Origin of the sequence: Streptomyces sp. TG1A-60, from assembly GCF_037201975.1 — a bacterium.
GTDB lineage: Bacteria > Actinomycetota > Actinomycetes > Streptomycetales > Streptomycetaceae > Streptomyces.
The window spans coordinates 5,168,062-5,185,952 of sequence record NZ_CP147520.1; the positions used below are offsets into that span (position 1 = coordinate 5,168,062).

A 17,891-nucleotide genomic window follows, 5' to 3' on the forward strand; every position below is an offset into this window, starting at 1 on the left:
GCGGCCGGCCCGTCCGCGCGCGCCACTGCCCATGACGGACGGTCGCGTCGGGCCGGGAACGCCTCGCGAGGATCACCGGCCGCCGACACGGCTGGCCGCTGAGCTGGGCGGTCTCATTCCCCGGGCCGAACGCGTCCGGAATATGGGATCACATTCCGGGACCCGGACCGGGAATCGATACGATGAGCGCATGGTTCTTGACGACGTGAGCGAGAAGACGCCGGGCGTACTGCTCGTGGCGCGGCTGCACGTCGACCTGTGCAGGCTTGCCAGCGCCATCTGTTGACGCCGACGCCTGCCGCCGTACGGCCGTGAGCCGCGGCGCCATCATCCGTGTCACCACGCACCTCGCGCCGCCGCGCGCCCACCGACCTGACCACTCCCCGACAGGAGCCGCACACCATGGCCATCGAGGTCCGCATCCCCACCATCCTCCGCCAGTACACCGACGGTCAGAAGGCGGTGGAGGGAGCCGGTGCCACCCTCGCCGACCTGTTCACCGACCTGGAGACCCGGCACACGGGGATCCACGCCCGCATCGTGGACGGCGGTGAACTGCGCCGCTTCGTCAACGTGTACCTGAACGACGAGGACGTGCGCTTCCTCGACGGCATCAACACCAAGCTGTCCGACGGCGACAACGTGACCATCCTGCCGGCGGTGGCCGGCGGCATGGCCTGATCACCCATGCGCTACGACTCCCCGTTGGCCGCGGTCGGCAACACCCCTCTGGTGCGCCTGCCGCGGCTCTCGCCGTCCGCCGACGTCCGCATCTGGGCGAAGCTGGAGGACCGTAACCCGACGGGTTCGGTCAAGGACCGGCCCGCCCTGCACATGATCGAACAGGCGGAGAAGGACGGCCGCCTGACGCCCGGCTGCACGATCCTGGAGCCCACCTCCGGGAACACCGGCATCTCCCTCGCCATGGCGGCCAAGCTCAAGGGCTACCGCATGGTCTGCGTCATGCCCGAGAACACCTCCCAGGAGCGGCGCGACCTGCTCAACATGTGGGGCGCCGAGATCATCCCCTCCCCGGCGGCGGGCGGCTCCAACACGGCCGTACGCGTCGCCAAGGAACTCTCCGCCGAGCACCCCGACTGGGTGATGCTCTACCAGTACGGCAACCCCGACAACGCGGGCGCCCACTACGCGACGACGGGCCCCGAGATCCTCGCGGACCTCCCCTCCATCACCCACTTCGTCGCAGGGCTCGGCACCACCGGCACGCTCATGGGCGTCGGCCGCTACCTGCGTGAGCACAAGCCCGACGTCAAGATCGTGGCCGCCGAGCCGCGCTACGACGACCTCGTCTACGGCCTCCGCAACCTCGACGAGGGCTTCGTCCCCGAGCTCTACGACGCCTCCGTCCTCACCACCCGCTTCTCCGTCGGCTCCGCCGACGCGGTGACCCGGACCCGCGAGCTGTTGCGGCAGGAAGGCATCTTCGCGGGCGTCTCCACGGGCGCCGCGCTCCACGCGGCGATCGGCGTCGGCAGGAAGGCGCTCAAGGCCGGCGAGTCCGCCGACATCGTCTTCGTCGTCGCCGACGGGGGCTGGAAGTACCTCTCCACGGGCGTCTACACGGCGGCCACGACGGAGGAGGCCATCGAGACGCTGCAGGGGCAGCTCTGGGCGTAGGGGACGCGGGGGAGGGTCGGGGGCGCGGGGTACGCGCGACCAGCCCCCCACCTCCCCCGCGCCCCGGCACACCACGCCCCCCTCAGTCCGACAGGTGGCGGAGCCGGCCCCACAGGGCCCGGTCGACCTCGCCGGCCTTGCGGCGGAAGTCCCGCAACGGGACGTCGCGCAGTTCGTCCGTCTCCAGGAAGCTGGGGCGGCCGTGGGCGTCGCCGACGGTGCCCGGTGGGAGGGCGATCACACCAGGGCGTTCGCCGCGGTACCTGCTGGTGATCTTGGCCACGCGGGCGTGATCCCCGCTGACGGTCAGGACGAGGCAGGGGCGGTCCTTGCCGCCGGGACCGTCCTCGAAGGGGACGCCGGCCCACCAGATCTCGGCGGGCCGGGGCCGTGGCACACGATCGGAGCGCCCCGGCGGTCGCGTAGGCCCGGCGGTCCGCCCCGGTGGCCCCGCCTGTCTCGGTCGTTTGGGTCGCTTCGGTGGTCGAGGTGAGCGCCCCCACCCGTCGACCACGGTCGCGACCAGGGCCAGCAACACCACCGCCGCGATCGCCAACCACCAGGACGTGTCCATAGCGACGACGGTACCGGCGCACACCCCGCGACACGCGCCCCCTCGCGCACTCTCGCGCTCTTCGGTACCAACTCACTCCGGCTCACGTGCGCCCCAACGGCCCCACCACCAGCCGAACCGGTGACACCACAGGTGAGTTCGCCCACAACGGCCCCTGGCGGAGGAGCGACGCGCCCTTTCGCGCCTTACGCTCAACGGACCGCACCACGCTTGTCGCACCCATGCCCGTCCTGCGCAACCCCGCTGACTGCAATCCGCACTCCGCAGTCGGCGACCCGTCTGCACGCCACGACTGACACGTCTGTCACGACTTCACGCCAGCGCGGAGGTTCCAGCTCCTATGAAGCTCACCGTCGTCGGCTGCTCGGGGTCGTTCCCGTCCGCGGAATCGGCCTGTTCGAGCTACCTCGTAGAGGCCGACGGCTTCCGGCTGCTTCTCGACATGGGCAACGGTGCCCTCGGCGAGCTGCAGCGCCACTGCGGTCTCTACGACCTCGACGCGATCTTCCTCAGCCATCTGCACGCCGACCACTGCATCGACATGTGCGCGTACTTCGTCGCACGCTACTACCGCCACGACGGCGGTCGCTGCGCCCCCGTCCCCGTCTACGGACCGGAGGGCACCGAGCAGCGCCTGACCACCGCCTACGCCGACACCCCGTCCGCCTCCTCCATGAGCGAGGTCTTCGACTTCCACACGGTCAAGCCGAGCACGTTCGAGATCGGCCCCTTCACCGTCCACACGGAACGGGTCGCCCACCCCGTGGAGGCGTACGGCATCCGTATCGAGCACGGCGGCCGGACCCTCACGTACTCCGGGGACACCGGTGTCACAGGCTCCCTGGACGAACTCGCCCGCGACAGCGACCTGTTCCTGTGCGAGGCCGCCTTCACCCACGGCAAGGAGAACATCCCGGACCTCCATCTCAACGGCCGCGAGGCCGGTGAGACGGCCGCACGGGCGGGCGCCCGACGTCTCGTCCTCACGCACATCCCGCCGTGGACCGACCCGCAGGTCAACCTGGACGACGCCCGCGCGGTGTACGACGGCCCGGTGGAGCTGGCGGCGTCCGGGGTGTCGTACGAGATCTGAGCCCCCGTACGGAAAGGAGGCCCCCGGAGCCGTCTCCGGGGGCCTCCTCGGCCGTGGACGAAGCGCGGTCCGCTACTTGGCCTCCGCCTTCCGCAGCTCCGCCAGTTCCTCGTCCGACTCCCGCCCGGGGGTCGGCAGATTGAACCGGACGATCGCGAACCGGAAGATCACGTAGTACAGGGCGCCGAAGCACACACCCACCAGGAGCAGGGCCCACGGCTTGGTCGCGATGCCCAGGTTGAGGGCGAAGTCGATCGCGCCGGCCGAGAAGCCGAAGCCGTCCTTCATGCCGAGCGCCCAGGTCAGGGCAAGGGAGACACCGGTGAGCACGGCGTGGACGGCGTACAGGACCGGGGCGATGAACATGAACGTGAACTCGATCGGCTCGGTGACACCGGTCACGAACGAGGTCAGCGCGAGGGAGAACATCATGCCGCCGACGACCTTGCGGCGCTCGGGGCGGGCCGTGTGGTAGATCGCGAGACAGACGGCCGGCAGGCCGAACATCATGATCGGGAAGAAGCCGGTCATGAACTGCCCGGCGGTCGGGTCACCGGCGAGGAAGCGCGCGATGTCACCGTTCTTGCCCTCGTACGAACCGGCCTGGAGCCACGGGAAGGAGTTGAGCAGGTGGTGCATGCCGACCGGGATCAGCGCGCGGTTGGCGACACCGAAGATGCCCGCGCCGACGGCGCCCGAACCGACCAGCCACTCACCGAAGTTGTGCAGGCCCGTGCCGAGGACCGGCCAGACGTAGCCGAAGACGATGCCGATGAACAGGCCGGCGAAGGCGGCGAGGATGGGCACCAGGCGGCGACCGCCGAAGAAGCCGGCCCAGTCGGGCAGTTTGGTGCGGTGGAAGCGCTGGTAGAGCAGGGCCACCACGAGGCCCATCACCACGCCGCCGAGAACACCGGCGTTGACCGCCTTCTCCACCATGACGACCTTGCCGTCGACGGCCGTGGCCTCCTTGGGGAGGCTGGGGTCGGTGAAGGTGGCGAGCACCTTCTGGAAGACGAGGTAGCCGACGACCGCCGCGAGCGCGGTCGAGCCGTCCGACTTCTTGGCGAAGCCGATCGCGATGCCGACCGCGAACAGCAGCGGCATGTTGTCGAGGATGGCACCGCCGCCCGCGGCCATGAAGCCCGCGAACCTGGTGATGAACTCCGGGAACGACTCGCGTCCGAGCATGTCCGTGTTGCCGAGGCGGACGAGCAGGGCGGCGGCCGGCAGGACGGCGACCGGCAGCATCAGGCTGCGGCCGATGCGCTGCAGCACCGCCATGGTGCGGGAGCCCCAGCCGGAGCCCTTCTTGTCGGCGCCCGCGGGAGCGGCGCTGGCCGTGGTCACGATTTCCTCCTGGGTCCCCCCGGCCGGAGGCCGGGGAAGGGCAGGGCGCCGCCCGGGGGACAGGAGTGTGGGGGAGGGCAGCACAGAGAGGTCTACACCAGTCACTGGTGTAGACCTGTTGTAGCACGCTGGGAGTCTGCCGAGGAACCCGCGATTCCCGTTTTACGCCTTCGTGATGTCGCCTTCGCGATGTCGCCCCGCCCCGCCACTCTCCACCGTTCAGCCGGCTTCCCGGGGTTGGCGACCGGTGGCGGCGTGGTGTAGACCAGTCGTGGGCAGCTCTGCGAACTCAGAGGGTAGGGCCGCTCGCGCAGCGGGACCGACTGTGGGTTACCGCGACAAGGCGGCTTGAGCCAGGGAAACAAGGAGAAAGGGGAGAGTGGTCATGGCCGGTAAGGCTGAGAAGATCGTCGCCGGGCTCGGCGGCCTCGACAACATCGAAGAGGTCGAGGGCTGCATCACCCGCCTGCGCACCGAGGTCAGCGACCCCTCCCTCGTGGACGAGGCCGCCCTCAAGGCCGCCGGCGCCCACGGCGTCGTCAAGATGGGCACCGCGATCCAGGTCGTCATCGGCACCGACGCCGACCCCGTCGCCGCGGAGATCGAAGACATGATGTGAACCCCCTCCTCCCGAAGGGAGGGGATTTCGGTTCAATCAAGCCCCCTCACGGCCGCGGCCGGGACACTGCCCTGTCCTCAACCCTTGAAGGACCATACGTACGACAGCCGCACAAACGCGCCCGATCCCGCAGTCCTCACCCCGACCAGCGATCACAGGCACACGCGTTCGCATCACCTCGGCTGTGCCGACAGCGGTACAGGCGCCCCGCGCCCAGACCCGGATGCGGCGACGCTCCGCGTCACGACACCCGGATGCGATCCCGCTCCGGCGTGAACGCCGGGCCTCCTCGTAGGGAAACAGGTGAGCCACGCCCGCGCTCCTGGAAGGGGCTCCTTCCCACCGGGGGAGGAGCCCCTTCCACAGGTGCGGATAGGCTCAGCGCCATGTCTCGAATCGACGGCCGCACGCCCGATCAGCTCCGCCCGGTCACCATCGAACGCGGGTGGAGCAAGCACGCCGAGGGCTCCGTCCTCGTCTCCTTCGGCGACACGAAGGTCTTCTGCACCGCCTCGGTCACCGAAGGCGTCCCCCGCTGGCGCAAGGGCAGCGGCGAAGGCTGGGTCACCGCCGAGTACTCCATGCTGCCCCGCGCCACCAACACCCGCGGCGACCGCGAGTCCGTACGCGGCAGGATCGGCGGTCGCACCCACGAGATCTCCCGCCTCATCGGCCGCTCCCTGCGCGCCGTCATCGACTACAAGGCCCTCGGCGAGAACACCATCGTCCTCGACTGCGACGTGCTGCAGGCCGACGGCGGCACGCGTACGGCGGCCATCACCGGCGCGTACGTGGCGCTGGCCGACGCCGTGTCCTGGGCCCAGGGCAAGAAGCTGGTCAAGGCCGGCCGACAGCCCCTGACGGGAACGGTGGCCGCGGTCTCGGTGGGCATCGTCGGCGGCGTCCCCCTCCTCGACCTCTGCTACCAGGAGGACGTGAAGGCCGACACGGACATGAACGTCGTCTGCACCGGCGACGGCCGCTTCGTCGAGGTCCAGGGCACCGCCGAGGCCGAGCCGTTCGCCCGCGAGGAACTCAACTCCATGCTGGACCTGGCCGTTTCCGGCTGCACGGAACTGGCCCTCCTGCAGGGCAAGGCACTTGACACGGTCCTCGAAAGGTAAAGGACGCACCAAGAACGGCGGCGGCCGACGGCAACCACGGCCGCCCCGCCCGCGTCCTTCCACGTACGGGCGCACGGCACACCACCGTGCGCCCGGCCACACCGGCACCAGCCGTTCACGCACCACCACAGGGGGCCGTCAGGCCTGCAACCAGGAGGAGGGCCTTTCCATGGCCGCAAGCCGCCGACGTCGTACGACCGCCATCGCCGGAACCATAGCCGCCGTCGCTCTCACGGCCGGGCTCACCACCGGCTGCGACGCCGTGAGCAAGGCCCTGGACTGCGTCCAGACCGCCGACGCCATCGCCCAGAGCGTGGGCGAACTCCAGCAGGCCGTCGAGAGCGCGTCGAACGACCCGACGCAGCTGGAGGAGTCCCTCGACTCCATCGACAAGAACCTCGGCGAGATCGGCGACAAGACCGACAACACCGACGTCAACAAGGCCGTCGACGACCTCCAGAAGGCCGTCACCGACACGCGTACGGCAGTCGAGAACGGCGACGCGACCCCCGACATCAGCGGCATCACGGACGCGGCGGGCGAACTGACGAACGTCTGCACGTCGTAACGCGGGTCAGCGGGTGGGCGGGGATCGCGATACTGGTGGGCATGACCCGCCTGATCCTCGCCACCCGCAACGCCGGCAAGCTCACCGAACTCAAGGCCATCCTCGCCGACGCAGGCCTCTCCCACGACCTCGTCGGCGCGGACGCCTACCCCGACGTCCCCGACGTCAGGGAAACCGGCGTCACCTTCGCCGAGAACGCCCTGCTGAAGGCCCACGCCCTGGCCCGCGCCACGGGCCACCCCGCCATCGCCGACGACTCCGGCCTCTGCGTCGACGTCCTGAACGGCGCCCCCGGCATCTTCTCGGCCCGCTGGGCAGGCCGCCACGGCGACGACAAGGCCAACCTGGAGCTGCTGCTGGCCCAGCTCGACGACATCGCCGACGAACACCGGGGCGCCCACTTCACCTGCGCCGCGGCCCTCGCGTTGCCGGACGGCACGGAACGGGTCGTCGAGGGCCGACTGAGGGGCGTCCTCCGGCATGCGCCGGTCGGCACGAACGGCTTCGGCTACGACCCCGTCCTCCAGCCGGACGGCGACACCCGAACCTGCGCCGAGCTGACCGCTGAGGAGAAGAACGCGATCAGCCACCGGGGGAAGGCGTTCCGGGGACTGGTGCCGGTGCTGCGGGAGCTTTCGGGCTGAGAGCCTGTCGGGTGACCTCCGGTTGTCAGGCGAAAGGCTCTGAGGCATGAGAGGGGGCCGCCCAGGTGGACGGCCCCCTCTGCGTGGGTGCGGCCGGTGGGACTCGAACCCACACGGGATTTCTCCCACGGCGTTCTAAGCGCCGCTTGGCTGCCAGTTACAACACGGCCGCGTGCACGGCCATGGTACCGGTCAGACGGCGCCGACTCCCTCTGCACCAGGTGCTGGTGATCGCATGGCAGGAGGTGCGTCGTCCGACGCGCGCCGTCATGTTTCACAGCCGGACGAACCTCAGATGCCCAGGTCTTTGATGATCTTGGCTACGTGGCCCGTCGCGCGGACGTTGTAGAGGGCCCGTTCGACCTTGCCCTCCTCGTCGACGACAATCGTGGAGCGGATGACGCCGAGGTAGGTCCTGCCGTAGTTCTTCTTCTCGCCGAAGGCGCCGTACGCGTCGAGGACCGTCTTGTCGGGGTCGCCGAGAAGGGTGACCTTGAGGGATTCCTCGTCGCGGAACTTGGCGAGCTTCTCGGGCTTGTCGGGGGAGATGCCGACGACGTCGTACCCGGCGCCCGCGAGGAGCTCCAGGTTGTCGGTGAAGTCGCAGGCCTGCTTGGTGCAGCCGGGGGTCAGGGCGGCCGGGTAGAAGTAGACGATGACCTTGCGGCCCTTGTGGTCGGACAGGGACACCTCGTTGCCGTCGGCGTCCGGGAGGGTGAAGGCGGGGGCCACGTCGCCGGGCTGGAGTCGCTCGCTCATCGGACCAGCGTAATGGCGGGCCCTGACAGCGCGGCGGCGGGTGGAGCTGACAGACTGTCCGCGACCAAGAGATTTCACCGACAACGGAGGCAGCGCGGTGGCGGAGACCTCGGACATCAGGACCCCGGCCGAGATCGAGGCGGACATCAAGCGCCGCCGCGACAACCTCGCCGAGACGCTGGACGAGATCGGCGTCCGCGTGCATCCCAAGACCATCGTGGGCGACGCCAAGGCCAAGGTCGTATCCAACCTCGACCACACCCTCGGCAAGGCGTACGTCTCGGTCAACCGCGTGGTGGGCGACGTCCGGGGGCAGTTCGTCACCGAGGACGGGGCGCCCCGGATCGAGCGCATCGTGCCCGTCGCCCTCGTGGTCGTCGGGGTCGTGGGGCTGCTCGCGCTCGGGACTCGGCGTCGTAGGGCCTGACGCGGACAGGTAGGTTCGGGGCGTGAGCGAGAAGACCCAGCACGACAAGCTGCCCATCCGGATGCTGCACGACCGTGTGCTCGTGCGGCAGGACACCGCCGAGGGCGAGCGGCGGTCCGGCGGCGGCATCCTGATCCCCGCGACGGCGGCCGTCGGCCGGCGCCTCGCCTGGGCCGAGGTCGTCGCGGTCGGCCAGAACGTCCGGGCCGTCGAGCCCGGGGACCGGGTCCTGTTCGACCCGGAGGACCGCGCCGAGGTCGAGGTCCGGGGGGTTGCGTACGCCCTGATGCGCGAGCGCGACCTGCACGCGGTGGCCGCGGACCGTTTCGAGGGGTCGGAGGACTCCACGGGCCTGTATCTCTGATCTCACGGGGATCTCGGGGATTTCGGGGATTTCGGGGATGACGGCAAGGGGCTGGTGACGATGTCACCAGCCCCTTGCCGTCAGACGATCAGGGCGCTAGGGGAACGTCCCCTCCGTCGCCCCGCCTCCGGTCGTCGTGCCGCCGTCCGTCGTGCCTCCGTCGGTCGTCACGCCCCCGTCGCCGGTGGTTCCGCCGTCCGTCGTCGTGCCGCCCGTGGAGGCGGCGCCTCCGTCGGTGGTCGTGCCGCCCGTCGACGTCGTACCGCCGTCCGTGGGGGTGCCGCCCGTCGTCGTGCCGCCGCCGGTGGTGGCGGTTCCGTCGCCCGTGCCGCCCTGGGTGCCGCCGTCGGGCCGGCCGGTCTCCTCGCCGCCCGTGGTGGTGCCGCCCTCACTCTCGTCGCCGGTGGCGCCGGGGTCGTCGGCGGGGGTGCTGGGCGGGGTGTAGACGACGTCGGCGCCCACCTGGAGGTCCAGGTCGAAGTCCTTGACCTTCTTGCCCTTCAGGGCGGCCTTGGTGAACTGCGCCCAGATCTCCGTGGGCGCCCCGCCGCCGTTGACGCGGGCCAGGCCCATGGCGCCGTACAGCGGACGGTGGGCGCCCGTCTCGGGGTCCTGGCCCATGACGGAGACGACGGTGGCGAGGTCGGGGGTGTAGCCGGCGAACCAGGCCGCCTTGTCCTCCTCGGCGGTGCCGGTTTTGCCGGCGGCCGGGCGGCCGACGGCCTGCGCGGCGGTGGCGGTGCCGCCCTCGACGACGCTGCGCAGGATGGACGTGGTGGTGTCGGCGGCCTTGCGGCTGACGGCCTGCGTGGACTCCGTGGACGGCAGCGTGACCGCCGCGCCGTCCTTGGAGATCTTCTCGATCATCGTGTACGTGCCGTGCCTGCCGTGGTTGGCGAGCGTGGCGTACGCCTCGGTCATGTCGAGGACGCTCGCGGTGGCGGTGCCCAGGGCGACGGACGGGTACGGGTTCATGTCCGGGGTGCCCTCGGGCAGGCCGAGGTCGATCGCGGTCTTCTCGACCTTCTCGGGGCCGACGTCCACGGCCATCTGCGCGTACACCGAGTTGACGGACTTGTCGGTGGCCTGGCGGACGGTGATGTCGCCGTAGTTGACGTAGTCCTCGTTCTCGGGGGCGTACGTCTCGCCGGGCCAGCCCACCACCGGGCGCTCGTTGGTGCCGTCGTAGACCGTGTTCGGGGTGATCGCCTGGCCGCTCTGGTTGTTGGAGGCGTTCTCCACGGCGGAGGCGAACACGAAGGGCTTGAAGGTCGAGCCGACCTGGTAGTCGCGGCGGGTCGCGTTGTTCACGTACTGCTTGGTGTAGTCGATGCCGCCGTACATCGCGATGACCTTGCCGGTCTTCGGGTCGATGGAGGCGCCGCCGGCGCGGACGTAGTTGTCGACCTTGCGGTTCTTCTTGTCGAGCCTGTCCATCAGTTGGTCGTCGACGGCCTTGATGAAGGCGTCCTGCATCTTGGGCTGGATGGTGGTGGTGATGCGGTAGCCACCGCCGTTCTCCAGCGCCTCCTCGTCGATGATCCTGTGGTCGTAGAGGTACGACTTGATGGCCTCGACGAGGTAGCCGCGCTGCCCGGAGAAGGCGCTGGACGTGGTGGCCTGCTTCGGCATCGGGAACTTCATGCCGGTCCGTTCGGACTGCTTGAGCCAGCCCTCCTTGACCATGCCGTCGAGGACGTAGTTCCAGCGGGCGACGGCCGTGTTCTTGTTCTCGGGGTGGGCGACGACGTCGTACATGCTCGGCGCGTTGACCAGTGCGGCGAGATAGGCGCCCTGCCCGGCGGTGAGTTCGTCGGCGTCGACGCCGTAGTAGGCCTGGGCGGCGGCCTGGATGCCGTAGGCGTTGCGGCCGAAGAAGCTGGTGTTGAGGTAGCCCTCCAGGATCTCGTGCTTGGTCACCTCGCGGTCCAGCTTGATGGCGATGAAGAACTCCTTCACCTTGCGGGTGACGGTCTGGTCCTGGGCCAGGTAGTAGTTCTTCACGTACTGCTGGGTGATCGTCGAGCCGGACTGCTTGCCCTTGCCGGTCGCGGTGTTCCAGGCGGCGCGGACCATGGCCTTGGCGTCGATGGCCGGCTCGGAGTAGAAGTCGCGGTCCTCGGCGGCCAGTACGGCGTGCTGGGCGGCCTTGGAGACCCCCGACAGGGGGACGTTCTCGCGGTTGACCTCGCCGTCGCGGGCGATCTGGGTGCCGTCCGCGTACAGGTACACGTTGCTCTGCTTGGTGGCGGCGTCCTGCGGCTTGGGGATGTGGACCAGGCTGTAGCCCAGCACGAAGGCACCCATGATCAGCATGACCCCGACCACGAAGGCGCCGAGCACCATGCGCCAGGTGGGGACCAGACGCTTCCAGCCGGTGCGCTTGGGCCGCTTGGGCTTCTTCGCCTTGCCGGCCGGCGCGGCGGGCGTGATGTCGGGCACGTCGGCGGGGTCGGGCTTCCCGGCGGAGACGACGCCCAGGGCCTGGGTGGGCGTGTCCTCACCGGGCCGGGCGGGCGCCGCGCCCGGCGTGATGCCCAGAGTGCGGGTGGGGGTGTCGTCTTCGGGGGCCCCGGCGGACGCCCGTGCGGGCCCGGCACCGGTCGCTCCGGCGGGTCTGCCGTCGCGGGCGTCGGTGGATCCGGTGTTGTGGGGGCCGGTGGGCCTGCCGTCAACGCCTCCGGCGGGCTTGGCGCCGCGCGCGTCGGAGGGCCGGCCGTCGGGGGTGCTGGTGGCTCGGCCGTCGCGGGCTCCGGTGGGCCCGGCGGCGCGGGCTCCGGTGGGTCCGGGGCGCTGGGCTCCGGTGGGTCTGTCGTCTTGGGTTCCGCCGGTGGGCTGCGCGCCGCGTGCGTCGGCGGGCTGGCCGTCGGGGGTGTCGGCGGAACGGCCGTCGCGGGCTCCGGTGGGTCCGCCGTCCGGGGCTGGGGCCGGGGCCGGCTCGGGCTTCCGGGTGGATGCCGGGCCGGGCCCGCCGCCGGGGGCGCCGGGCCTGCCGCCGGGTGCCGGAGCCGGCTTTCCGTCGGACGTCCCGCCGGGGGTCGCAGCGGGCTTGCCGCCGGGCGTTCCGTCGGGTGTCCCGCGGGGAGTCGCAGTGGGCGTCCCGTCGGGCGTCGTGCCCGGCTTCCCCTCGGGCGTCCTGTCGGGCGACGCGCCGGGCCCGCTGCCGGGCGTGGCCTTGGAGGTGTTGTCGCCGGACTCCGGGGTCGCGCCCGGAGTGCGCGACCCCGGATCTCTCGGTGCCCAGGCCGGGCCGTTCCGCTTCGGCTGCGGCTCGTCGCTCATCGTGCTGCCGTACTCCTGTTTTCGCGTCGTACGTTCATTTCCGTACGGACTCGTACGCCTTGCGCCCACTCCGGGCCGGTTCTGCGCCCCTGAGTAAAGACTCTCGTACCGTTCGATCCGTTCCCGGATCGAGGAACGTGCCCCTCACGCCCCCCGCGCACCACCGTCCGCCCCGAAAACGCGTGGCAGGCCACCTGGGCCGCGGACTAGGCTCCTTCGCTTCGGCCCGAATCGGTCCAGGCCTCGGCCTTTCGCCTAACTCTGCGCAGCGGATGGGGGTTTCCTCGTGGGCACAGGGCGGTTGTACGCCGCCGTCGCCGCCGGTGGGTTCAGGCGGTACGCGACATATCGGGTGGCCACCGCGGCTGGGGTGTTCACCAACACCGTCTTCGGCTTCATCCTCGCATACACCTACATGGCCCTCTGGCACGAGAAGCCCCACCTCGGCGGCTACGACCAGGCGCAGGCCCTCACCTATGTATGGGTCGGTCAGGCCATGTTCGCGGTGATGGTGCTGGGAAGCGCGGGATTCGAGGAGGAGCTGATCGAGCGGATCCGCACGGGCGACATCGCGGTGGACCTGTACCGGCCGGTCGACCTCCAGCTGTGGTGGCTCGCCGCCGACCTGGGCCGGGCCCTGTTCCAACTGCTCGGCCGGGGCGTCGTCCCCATGATGTGCGGCGCGCTCTTCTTCGACCTGGCGCTGCCGTCCGGCCCGCTGCCCTGGCTCGCCTGTCTCGTCGCGGTCGCCCTGGGCGCCGTGGTCAGCTTCGCGATCCGGTACATCGTCGCCCTGTGGGCGTTCTGGCTCCTCGACGGCGCCGGAGCGATGCAGATCACCTGGCTCACCGGGGTCTTCTTCTCCGGCATGCTGCTGCCGCTCAACGTCTTCCCGGGCGCCCTCGGCGAACTCGCCCGCGCCCTGCCCTGGTCCGCCCTGCTCCAGGCGCCCGCCGACGTCCTGCTGGGCGAGGCCGACCCCTGGGGGACGTACGCCTTCCAACTCGCCTGGGCGGCGGTGCTGCTGGCGGTCGGGCGGCTGATCCAGTCGGCGGCGACGCGGAAGGTGGTGGTCCAGGGTGGCTGACCTCGACGAGCGCGCGGACGGACGCCCGGTCGCACCGGTCCGGGAGGCGGGCACGGAGGACCCGTTCGGCGAGTACGGCACGTACCGCCGTGTACGGGACGGGCTGCGCGCCTACCGCATGATCGCCGCCATGTGGATCCGTTCCACGATGGCCTACCGCGCCTCCTTCGCGATGACGACGTTCGGCAACTTCGCGGCGACCTCCTTCGACTTCGTCGCGATCCTGCTGATGTTCTCCCAGGTCGACGAGCTCGGCGGCTTCTCCCTGCCCGAGATCGCCCTGCTGTACGGCACCTCCGCCGTCGCCTTCGGGCTCGCGGACCTGATGATCGGTTCGATGGACCGGCTCGGGCGCCGGGTCCGCGACGGCACGCTGGACACCCTCCTGGTCCGCCCCGTCCCGGTGCTCGCCCAGGTCGCCGCCGACAAGTTCGCGCTGCGCCGCCTGGGCCGGGTCACCCAGGGGCTGTTCGTCCTCGGGTACGCCCTGACGACGCTCGACATCGCCTGGACCCCGGCCAAGGTGCTGATGATCCCGCTGATGGTGGGCAGCGGCGGGCTGATCTTCGCGGCGGTGTTCGTCGGGGGCGCGGCCTTCCAGTTCGTCGCGCAGGACGCCTCCGAGGTGCAGAACGCCTTCACCTACGGCGGCGCGACCCTCCTGCAGTACCCGCCGGCCCTCTTCGCCAAGGACCTGCTGCGCGGCGTGACCTTCGTCCTGCCGCTCGCCTTCGTCAACTGGGTGCCCGGGCTCTACGTCCTGGGCCGCCCCTACCCGCTCGATCTACCGTCCTGGCTGGCGTTCGCGCCACCGCTGGTCGGGGTGGCCTGCTGTGCGCTGGCGGGGGTCGCGTGGCGGGCGGGGCTGCGTTCGTATCGGAGCACGGGGAGTTAGGGACACATGAGCGACGACGACCGGTTCATCGAACTCGACCGGATCGAGAAGGTCTTCGACGTCCGCAGGAAGACCGGGTTCCTGCGGCGGGAGCGGCGGGAGGTGCGGGCCGTCGACTCGATCTCCTTCACGGTGGCGCGCGGCGAGATGGTCGGCTACATCGGGCCGAACGGCGCGGGGAAGTCCACCACCATCAAGATGCTGACGGGCATTCTGACGCCGAGCGGGGGACGCCTGCGGGTCGCCGGCATCGACCCGTCCCGTGAGCGGACGCGGCTCGCCCGGCGGATCGGGGTGGTGTTCGGGCAGCGTACGACCCTGTGGTGGGACCTCCCGCTGATCGACTCCTACCGCCTGATGCGCCGTATGTACCGCGTCCCCGACGCCCGTTACCGCCAGAACCTCGATCGCTGTGTCGAACTCCTCGAACTGGCGGACCTGCTGGACGTGCCCGTACGGCAGCTCTCGCTCGGCCAGCGCATGCGCGGCGACATCGCGGCGGCCCTGCTGCACGACCCCGAGGTGCTGTACCTGGACGAGCCGACGATCGGGCTCGACGTGATCAGCAAGGCCAGGGTCCGCGAGTTCCTCAGGAACCTCAACACCGAGCAGGGCACGACCGTGCTCCTCACCACGCACGACCTCCAGGACATCGAGCAGCTCTGCCGCCGGGTGATGGTCATCGACCACGGGCGCCTGATGTACGACGGCCCGCTGGCCGGGCTGCACGAGGTGGGCGAGAGCGAGCGCACCCTCGTCGTCGACCTGGAGCGCGAACTCCCGCCGGTCGAGGCCGAGCCCGCCCGTGTCGTACGGGTCGAGGGGCCCCGGCAGTGGCTCGCCTTCCCCGCGTCGGAGTCGGCGGCGCCGCTGGTCGCGCGGATCGCCTCGCGGTATCCGCTGGTGGACCTGTCGGTCCGGGAGCCGGACATCGAGGCCGTGATCGCCCGGATGTACGCGCAGCAGGCAGAGCGGGTGGGGGAGACGGGTCAGGCCGTGCCGTAGCCCGATGCGGCCGTCTCGTAGCCGGGAGTAGGGGTTCCTCGTAGGCTGATCGTATGACGGACGACTTGCCGGATCTTCCGGCTGCCGCGGACCTTCGTGCCTCCGACGCCGATCGTGAACGCGTCTGCGAACAACTGCGGGACGCCCTCGCGGAGGGGCGGCTCGACATGGAGGAGTTCGAGGAGCGGCTCGACGCGACGTACAAGGCGCGGACGTACGGAGAGCTGGCGCCGATCACCCGTGATCTGCCCGGTGCGGGGGCCGTGGCACCGCCGGCCGTCGTGCCGTCGGCGGTCTCGCTGGTCAAGGGGCCCGCGGAGAACGCGGGTTGGCCCGAGCGCGTCGTCGGCGGTGAGGGCACGTCCACGTGGAGCGTCGCGGTCATGTCCGGGTTCGAGCGCAAGGGGCGCTGGACGGTGCCCCGGCGCTTCGACTGCCTCGCGTTCTGGGGCGGCGGCGAGCTGGATCTGCGGGACGCGTACTTCGCGGAGCGTGAGGTCACCATCAACTGCGTGGCGATCATGGGCGGGGTCAATGTGATCGTGCCGCCGGGCGTCGAGGTCGTGGTCCGGGGGATCGGGATCATGGGCGGGTTCGACCACCGGGAGGAGGGCGAGCCGGGCGAGCCGGGCGCCCCCCGGGTGATCGTCACCGGGTTCGCGTTCTGGGGCGGCGTCGGGGTCGAGCGGAAGCTGCCGAAGGCCGAGCGGCAGCGGTTGAAGGAGGCGCGGCGGCAGGAGCGGCGGGAGCGGCGGGTGGCGCGGCGCGAAGCGCGGCGGGAACTCCACTCCCCCCACCGCGATCACACGCATGCGATGCATGAGGCCCATCGCGACGCCGTGGAACAGGTGCGGGAGGCGATGCGATCGGAGCGGGAGCGGCGCCGGAAACGGGAGTACTAGGCCGAGGAGGCGCCCCCGAAGGGGCGCTCCAGTGAACCGGGGTGACCCTCACAGCTCTGCTGGAGCGGCACCCTTCAGCTTCTCCAGGTCGAAGACCTCGCCCATCCGTGCGTAGCCCTTGTCGCTCGGGTGGAGGTGGTCGCCCGAGTCGTAGTCGGAGCGGAGGCGGCGGAGGTCGTACGGGTCGCGCAGGGCCTTGTCGAAGTCGACGTAGGCGTCGAAGACGTCGCCGGAGCGGATCCGGGCGTTGACGGCCTGGCGGACGGACTCGCGCTGGTCGGTGTAGCCGCGGTGGCCGTGGAAGGGCATGAGGGTGGTGCCGACGACGCGGAGCCCGCGGGCGTGGGACCGGTCGACGAGTTCGCGGAGGCCGGCGGTGATGGCCTCGGGGTCGGCCCGGCCGGGGTTCCTGAGGATGTCGTTGACGCCGAGGTCGATGACGACGGCCTTGACGCCGGTACGGCCGAGGACGTCGCGCTGGAAACGGGAGAGGCCGCTGGGGTTCTCGGCGGGGCGGCCGTTGCCGTCGGTGAGGACGCGGTTGCCGCTGATGCCCTCGTTGACGACGCTGTAGCGCGGCGCGTCGGAGGAGCCGGCGGCGGCGTGCAGCCGGTCGGAGAGGACGTCCGTCCAGCGCCGGTTCTCGCCGACGGTGGAGGAGATGCCGTCGGTGAGGGAGTCGCCGAAGGCCACGACCGTGCCGTCGGACTCGTTGCTCAGCACGTCCAGGGCGGTGACGTAACGCCAGTGCAGGGTCTGGGTGGTGTACGGCTCCCCGGTGACGTCCGCCGTCCGGTCGCCCTCGGCGGTGTACGAGATCTGCCGGGCGTGCGCGTGGTAGGTCGTGGGGCCGGACGGGGTGGGCGAGTAGGTGGTGATGAGCACGTCGCCGCCGTGCGGGATGGGCACCCGCACGGCATCGCTGACCACCTGCCGGCCGGCGGCGATGACGACCGTCGGGTTGCCGGCGAAGGTGAGGCGGCGCATGGTGTCGGCCGCCGCGGCCGGGGTGTCCGGCGCGGCGGCGACCGCGAGCGAGGCGTGGGTGATGGTCAGCGGCTGCTGGCCGTAGAGATTGGACAGGGTGACGCGGGCACTCGTGCCGGCGGCCGTGGTGTGTACGACGTTGCGCACCGAGTGGCCGGCGAGGCCGTTGGTCTCGGTGCCCGGTTCCGACCCGCTCGGTGAGGCGGCCCAGGCGCCGACCCAGACTCCGGTGGAGGCGGGGGCGGCGCTGTTGTGCGGTGCGCGGGCGAACGTCGCCGGTCGCCGGTCGCCGCCGTCGATGCCGACGCCGACGTATATCGCGGCCGAGACGGCCACGACCAGGGCGGCGACGGCCGCCAGAAGTGCGCCGTGCCTCGTGGGGAGGCCCCCACGCCCCCGGCGTGACGCTTGGTCATGCGGTGTGTTACTCCTCGGGCAGTGGAGCCCCGAGGCTCCGATGTGATCACCCCATGATGCGGCATGGGGCCAGGGCGGCTTGTGAGAACCCCCCTCGGTTCCCCCGCCCGGACAGACGCGGGGAACTCCTGTTCCGTTCCAGGAGTACGTGTGAAT

The 17,891-nt window shown here is 70.9% G+C and carries 19 protein-coding genes and 1 tRNA gene; 14 read left to right on the forward strand and 6 right to left on the reverse strand.

The genetic code is table 11. The annotated features are described in order from the left end of the window. Window positions 1–190 precede the first annotated feature (190 nt). The 3 genes from WBG99_RS22435 to WBG99_RS22445 all read left to right on the forward strand — a co-directional run bounded on the left by WBG99_RS22435 (window position 191) and on the right by WBG99_RS22445 (window position 1,638). Window positions 191–286, forward strand: coding sequence for a putative leader peptide (locus WBG99_RS22435; RefSeq protein WP_338898029.1), 96 nt, complete (start codon window positions 191–193; stop codon window positions 284–286). 116 nt (window positions 287–402) lie between these two features. Beyond that, complete coding sequence (locus tag WBG99_RS22440) at window positions 403–681, forward strand: MoaD/ThiS family protein (RefSeq protein WP_338898031.1); 279 nt, start codon at window positions 403–405, stop codon at window positions 679–681. Window positions 682–687: 6 nt separating this feature from the next. After that, window positions 688–1,638: a cysteine synthase gene (locus tag WBG99_RS22445; protein WP_338898032.1), complete on the forward strand. Its 951-nt coding sequence runs from the start codon at window positions 688–690 to the stop codon at window positions 1,636–1,638. A gap of 82 nt (window positions 1,639–1,720) precedes the next feature. Here the strand turns inward: WBG99_RS22445 and WBG99_RS22450 are convergent, their stop codons facing one another. After that, the gene (locus WBG99_RS22450; protein WP_338898033.1) at window positions 1,721–2,212 is read right to left on the reverse strand and encodes a type II toxin-antitoxin system PemK/MazF family toxin; all 492 of its coding nucleotides are present in this window, start codon (window positions 2,210–2,212) and stop codon (window positions 1,721–1,723) included. A 340-nt stretch (window positions 2,213–2,552) separates the two neighbouring features. Between WBG99_RS22450 and WBG99_RS22455 the strand changes: the two genes are divergently transcribed. Next, complete coding sequence (locus WBG99_RS22455; protein ID WP_338898034.1) at window positions 2,553–3,305, forward strand: MBL fold metallo-hydrolase; 753 nt, start codon at window positions 2,553–2,555, stop codon at window positions 3,303–3,305. Between the two features lie 72 nt (window positions 3,306–3,377). On the opposite strand, the gene WBG99_RS22460 is transcribed toward WBG99_RS22455, so the two are convergent. Continuing rightward, window positions 3,378–4,655, reverse strand: coding sequence for a PTS transporter subunit EIIC (locus tag WBG99_RS22460; RefSeq protein WP_338898036.1), 1,278 nt, complete (start codon window positions 4,653–4,655; stop codon window positions 3,378–3,380). A 385-nt stretch (window positions 4,656–5,040) separates the two neighbouring features. Between WBG99_RS22460 and WBG99_RS22465 the strand changes: the two genes are divergently transcribed. The 4 genes from WBG99_RS22465 to rdgB all read left to right on the forward strand — a co-directional run bounded on the left by WBG99_RS22465 (window position 5,041) and on the right by rdgB (window position 7,610). After that, window positions 5,041–5,274, forward strand: coding sequence for a PTS glucose/sucrose transporter subunit IIB (locus tag WBG99_RS22465; protein ID WP_338898037.1), 234 nt, complete (start codon window positions 5,041–5,043; stop codon window positions 5,272–5,274). Between the two features lie 386 nt (window positions 5,275–5,660). Then, the gene (gene rph / locus WBG99_RS22470; RefSeq protein ID WP_338898038.1) at window positions 5,661–6,398 is read left to right on the forward strand and encodes a ribonuclease PH; all 738 of its coding nucleotides are present in this window, start codon (window positions 5,661–5,663) and stop codon (window positions 6,396–6,398) included. Between the two features lie 169 nt (window positions 6,399–6,567). Further along, window positions 6,568–6,966: a hypothetical protein gene (locus tag WBG99_RS22475; protein ID WP_338898039.1), complete on the forward strand. Its 399-nt coding sequence runs from the start codon at window positions 6,568–6,570 to the stop codon at window positions 6,964–6,966. A gap of 41 nt (window positions 6,967–7,007) precedes the next feature. Next, a complete protein-coding gene (gene rdgB, locus WBG99_RS22480; RefSeq protein ID WP_338898040.1) occupies window positions 7,008–7,610 on the forward strand; it encodes an RdgB/HAM1 family non-canonical purine NTP pyrophosphatase in 603 nt (200 codons plus the stop codon). A gap of 88 nt (window positions 7,611–7,698) precedes the next feature. Here rdgB and WBG99_RS22485 read toward each other — a convergent pair. Together WBG99_RS22485 and bcp are read right to left on the reverse strand one after the other, a co-directional pair. After that, window positions 7,699–7,782 (reverse strand) — tRNA-Leu (locus WBG99_RS22485). 119 nt (window positions 7,783–7,901) lie between these two features. Further along, a complete protein-coding gene (bcp, locus tag WBG99_RS22490) occupies window positions 7,902–8,369 on the reverse strand; it encodes a thioredoxin-dependent thiol peroxidase (RefSeq protein WP_338898041.1) in 468 nt (155 codons plus the stop codon). A 97-nt stretch (window positions 8,370–8,466) separates the two neighbouring features. Between bcp and WBG99_RS22495 the strand changes: the two genes are divergently transcribed. Both WBG99_RS22495 and WBG99_RS22500 read left to right on the forward strand, forming a co-directional pair. Continuing rightward, window positions 8,467–8,796 carry a DUF3618 domain-containing protein gene (locus tag WBG99_RS22495; protein ID WP_338898042.1) on the forward strand — a complete coding sequence of 110 codons (330 nt, stop codon included), beginning with the start codon at window positions 8,467–8,469 and terminating at the stop codon, window positions 8,794–8,796. Window positions 8,797–8,818: 22 nt separating this feature from the next. Further along, the gene (locus tag WBG99_RS22500) at window positions 8,819–9,160 is read left to right on the forward strand and encodes a co-chaperone GroES (protein ID WP_338898043.1); all 342 of its coding nucleotides are present in this window, start codon (window positions 8,819–8,821) and stop codon (window positions 9,158–9,160) included. Window positions 9,161–9,256: 96 nt separating this feature from the next. On the opposite strand, the gene WBG99_RS22505 is transcribed toward WBG99_RS22500, so the two are convergent. Continuing rightward, window positions 9,257–11,602 carry a transglycosylase domain-containing protein gene (locus WBG99_RS22505; protein WP_338900441.1) on the reverse strand — a complete coding sequence of 782 codons (2,346 nt, stop codon included), beginning with the start codon at window positions 11,600–11,602 and terminating at the stop codon, window positions 9,257–9,259. Window positions 11,603–12,728: 1,126 nt separating this feature from the next. On the opposite strand from WBG99_RS22505, the gene WBG99_RS22510 reads away from it, so the two are divergent. Genes WBG99_RS22510 through WBG99_RS22525 form a run of 4 tightly spaced genes read left to right on the forward strand, consistent with a single transcriptional unit; the run spans window position 12,729 to window position 16,331 of the window. Then, a complete protein-coding gene (locus WBG99_RS22510; protein ID WP_338898044.1) occupies window positions 12,729–13,529 on the forward strand; it encodes an ABC-2 family transporter protein in 801 nt (266 codons plus the stop codon). Next, window positions 13,522–14,424 carry an ABC transporter permease gene (locus tag WBG99_RS22515; protein WP_338898045.1) on the forward strand — a complete coding sequence of 301 codons (903 nt, stop codon included), beginning with the start codon at window positions 13,522–13,524 and terminating at the stop codon, window positions 14,422–14,424. The genes WBG99_RS22510 and WBG99_RS22515 overlap by 8 nt, the downstream gene beginning before the upstream one ends. 6 nt (window positions 14,425–14,430) lie before the next feature. Next, a complete protein-coding gene (locus WBG99_RS22520; RefSeq protein ID WP_338898046.1) occupies window positions 14,431–15,429 on the forward strand; it encodes an ATP-binding cassette domain-containing protein in 999 nt (332 codons plus the stop codon). A 53-nt stretch (window positions 15,430–15,482) separates the two neighbouring features. Next, a complete protein-coding gene (locus tag WBG99_RS22525; protein ID WP_338898047.1) occupies window positions 15,483–16,331 on the forward strand; it encodes a DUF1707 domain-containing protein in 849 nt (282 codons plus the stop codon). A 48-nt stretch (window positions 16,332–16,379) separates the two neighbouring features. Here the strand turns inward: WBG99_RS22525 and WBG99_RS22530 are convergent, their stop codons facing one another. After that, window positions 16,380–17,654, reverse strand: coding sequence for an SGNH/GDSL hydrolase family protein (locus WBG99_RS22530; RefSeq protein ID WP_338898048.1), 1,275 nt, complete (start codon window positions 17,652–17,654; stop codon window positions 16,380–16,382). Window positions 17,655–17,891: the final 237 nt, after the last annotated feature.

What these genes read in the sequence shown, in the direction of transcription:
- WBG99_RS22455 (WP_338898034.1), top strand. Translation starts at nt 2,553, where the DNA reads ATGAAGCTCACCGTCGTCGGCTGCTCGGGGTCGTTCCCGTCCGCGGAA.
- rdgB (WP_338898040.1), top strand. Translation starts at nt 7,008, where the DNA reads ATGACCCGCCTGATCCTCGCCACCCGCAACGCCGGCAAGCTCACCGAA.
- bcp (WP_338898041.1), bottom strand. Translation starts at nt 8,369, where the DNA reads ATGAGCGAGCGACTCCAGCCCGGCGACGTGGCCCCCGCCTTCACCCTC.
- WBG99_RS22520 (WP_338898046.1), top strand. Translation starts at nt 14,431, where the DNA reads ATGAGCGACGACGACCGGTTCATCGAACTCGACCGGATCGAGAAGGTC.
- rph (WP_338898038.1), top strand. Translation starts at nt 5,661, where the DNA reads ATGTCTCGAATCGACGGCCGCACGCCCGATCAGCTCCGCCCGGTCACC.
- WBG99_RS22475 (WP_338898039.1), top strand. Translation starts at nt 6,568, where the DNA reads ATGGCCGCAAGCCGCCGACGTCGTACGACCGCCATCGCCGGAACCATA.
- WBG99_RS22450 (WP_338898033.1), bottom strand. Translation starts at nt 2,212, where the DNA reads ATGGACACGTCCTGGTGGTTGGCGATCGCGGCGGTGGTGTTGCTGGCC.
- WBG99_RS22445 (WP_338898032.1), top strand. Translation starts at nt 688, where the DNA reads ATGCGCTACGACTCCCCGTTGGCCGCGGTCGGCAACACCCCTCTGGTG.
- WBG99_RS22435 (WP_338898029.1), top strand. Translation starts at nt 191, where the DNA reads ATGGTTCTTGACGACGTGAGCGAGAAGACGCCGGGCGTACTGCTCGTG.
- WBG99_RS22465 (WP_338898037.1), top strand. Translation starts at nt 5,041, where the DNA reads ATGGCCGGTAAGGCTGAGAAGATCGTCGCCGGGCTCGGCGGCCTCGAC.
- WBG99_RS22440 (WP_338898031.1), top strand. Translation starts at nt 403, where the DNA reads ATGGCCATCGAGGTCCGCATCCCCACCATCCTCCGCCAGTACACCGAC.
- WBG99_RS22525 (WP_338898047.1), top strand. Translation starts at nt 15,483, where the DNA reads ATGACGGACGACTTGCCGGATCTTCCGGCTGCCGCGGACCTTCGTGCC.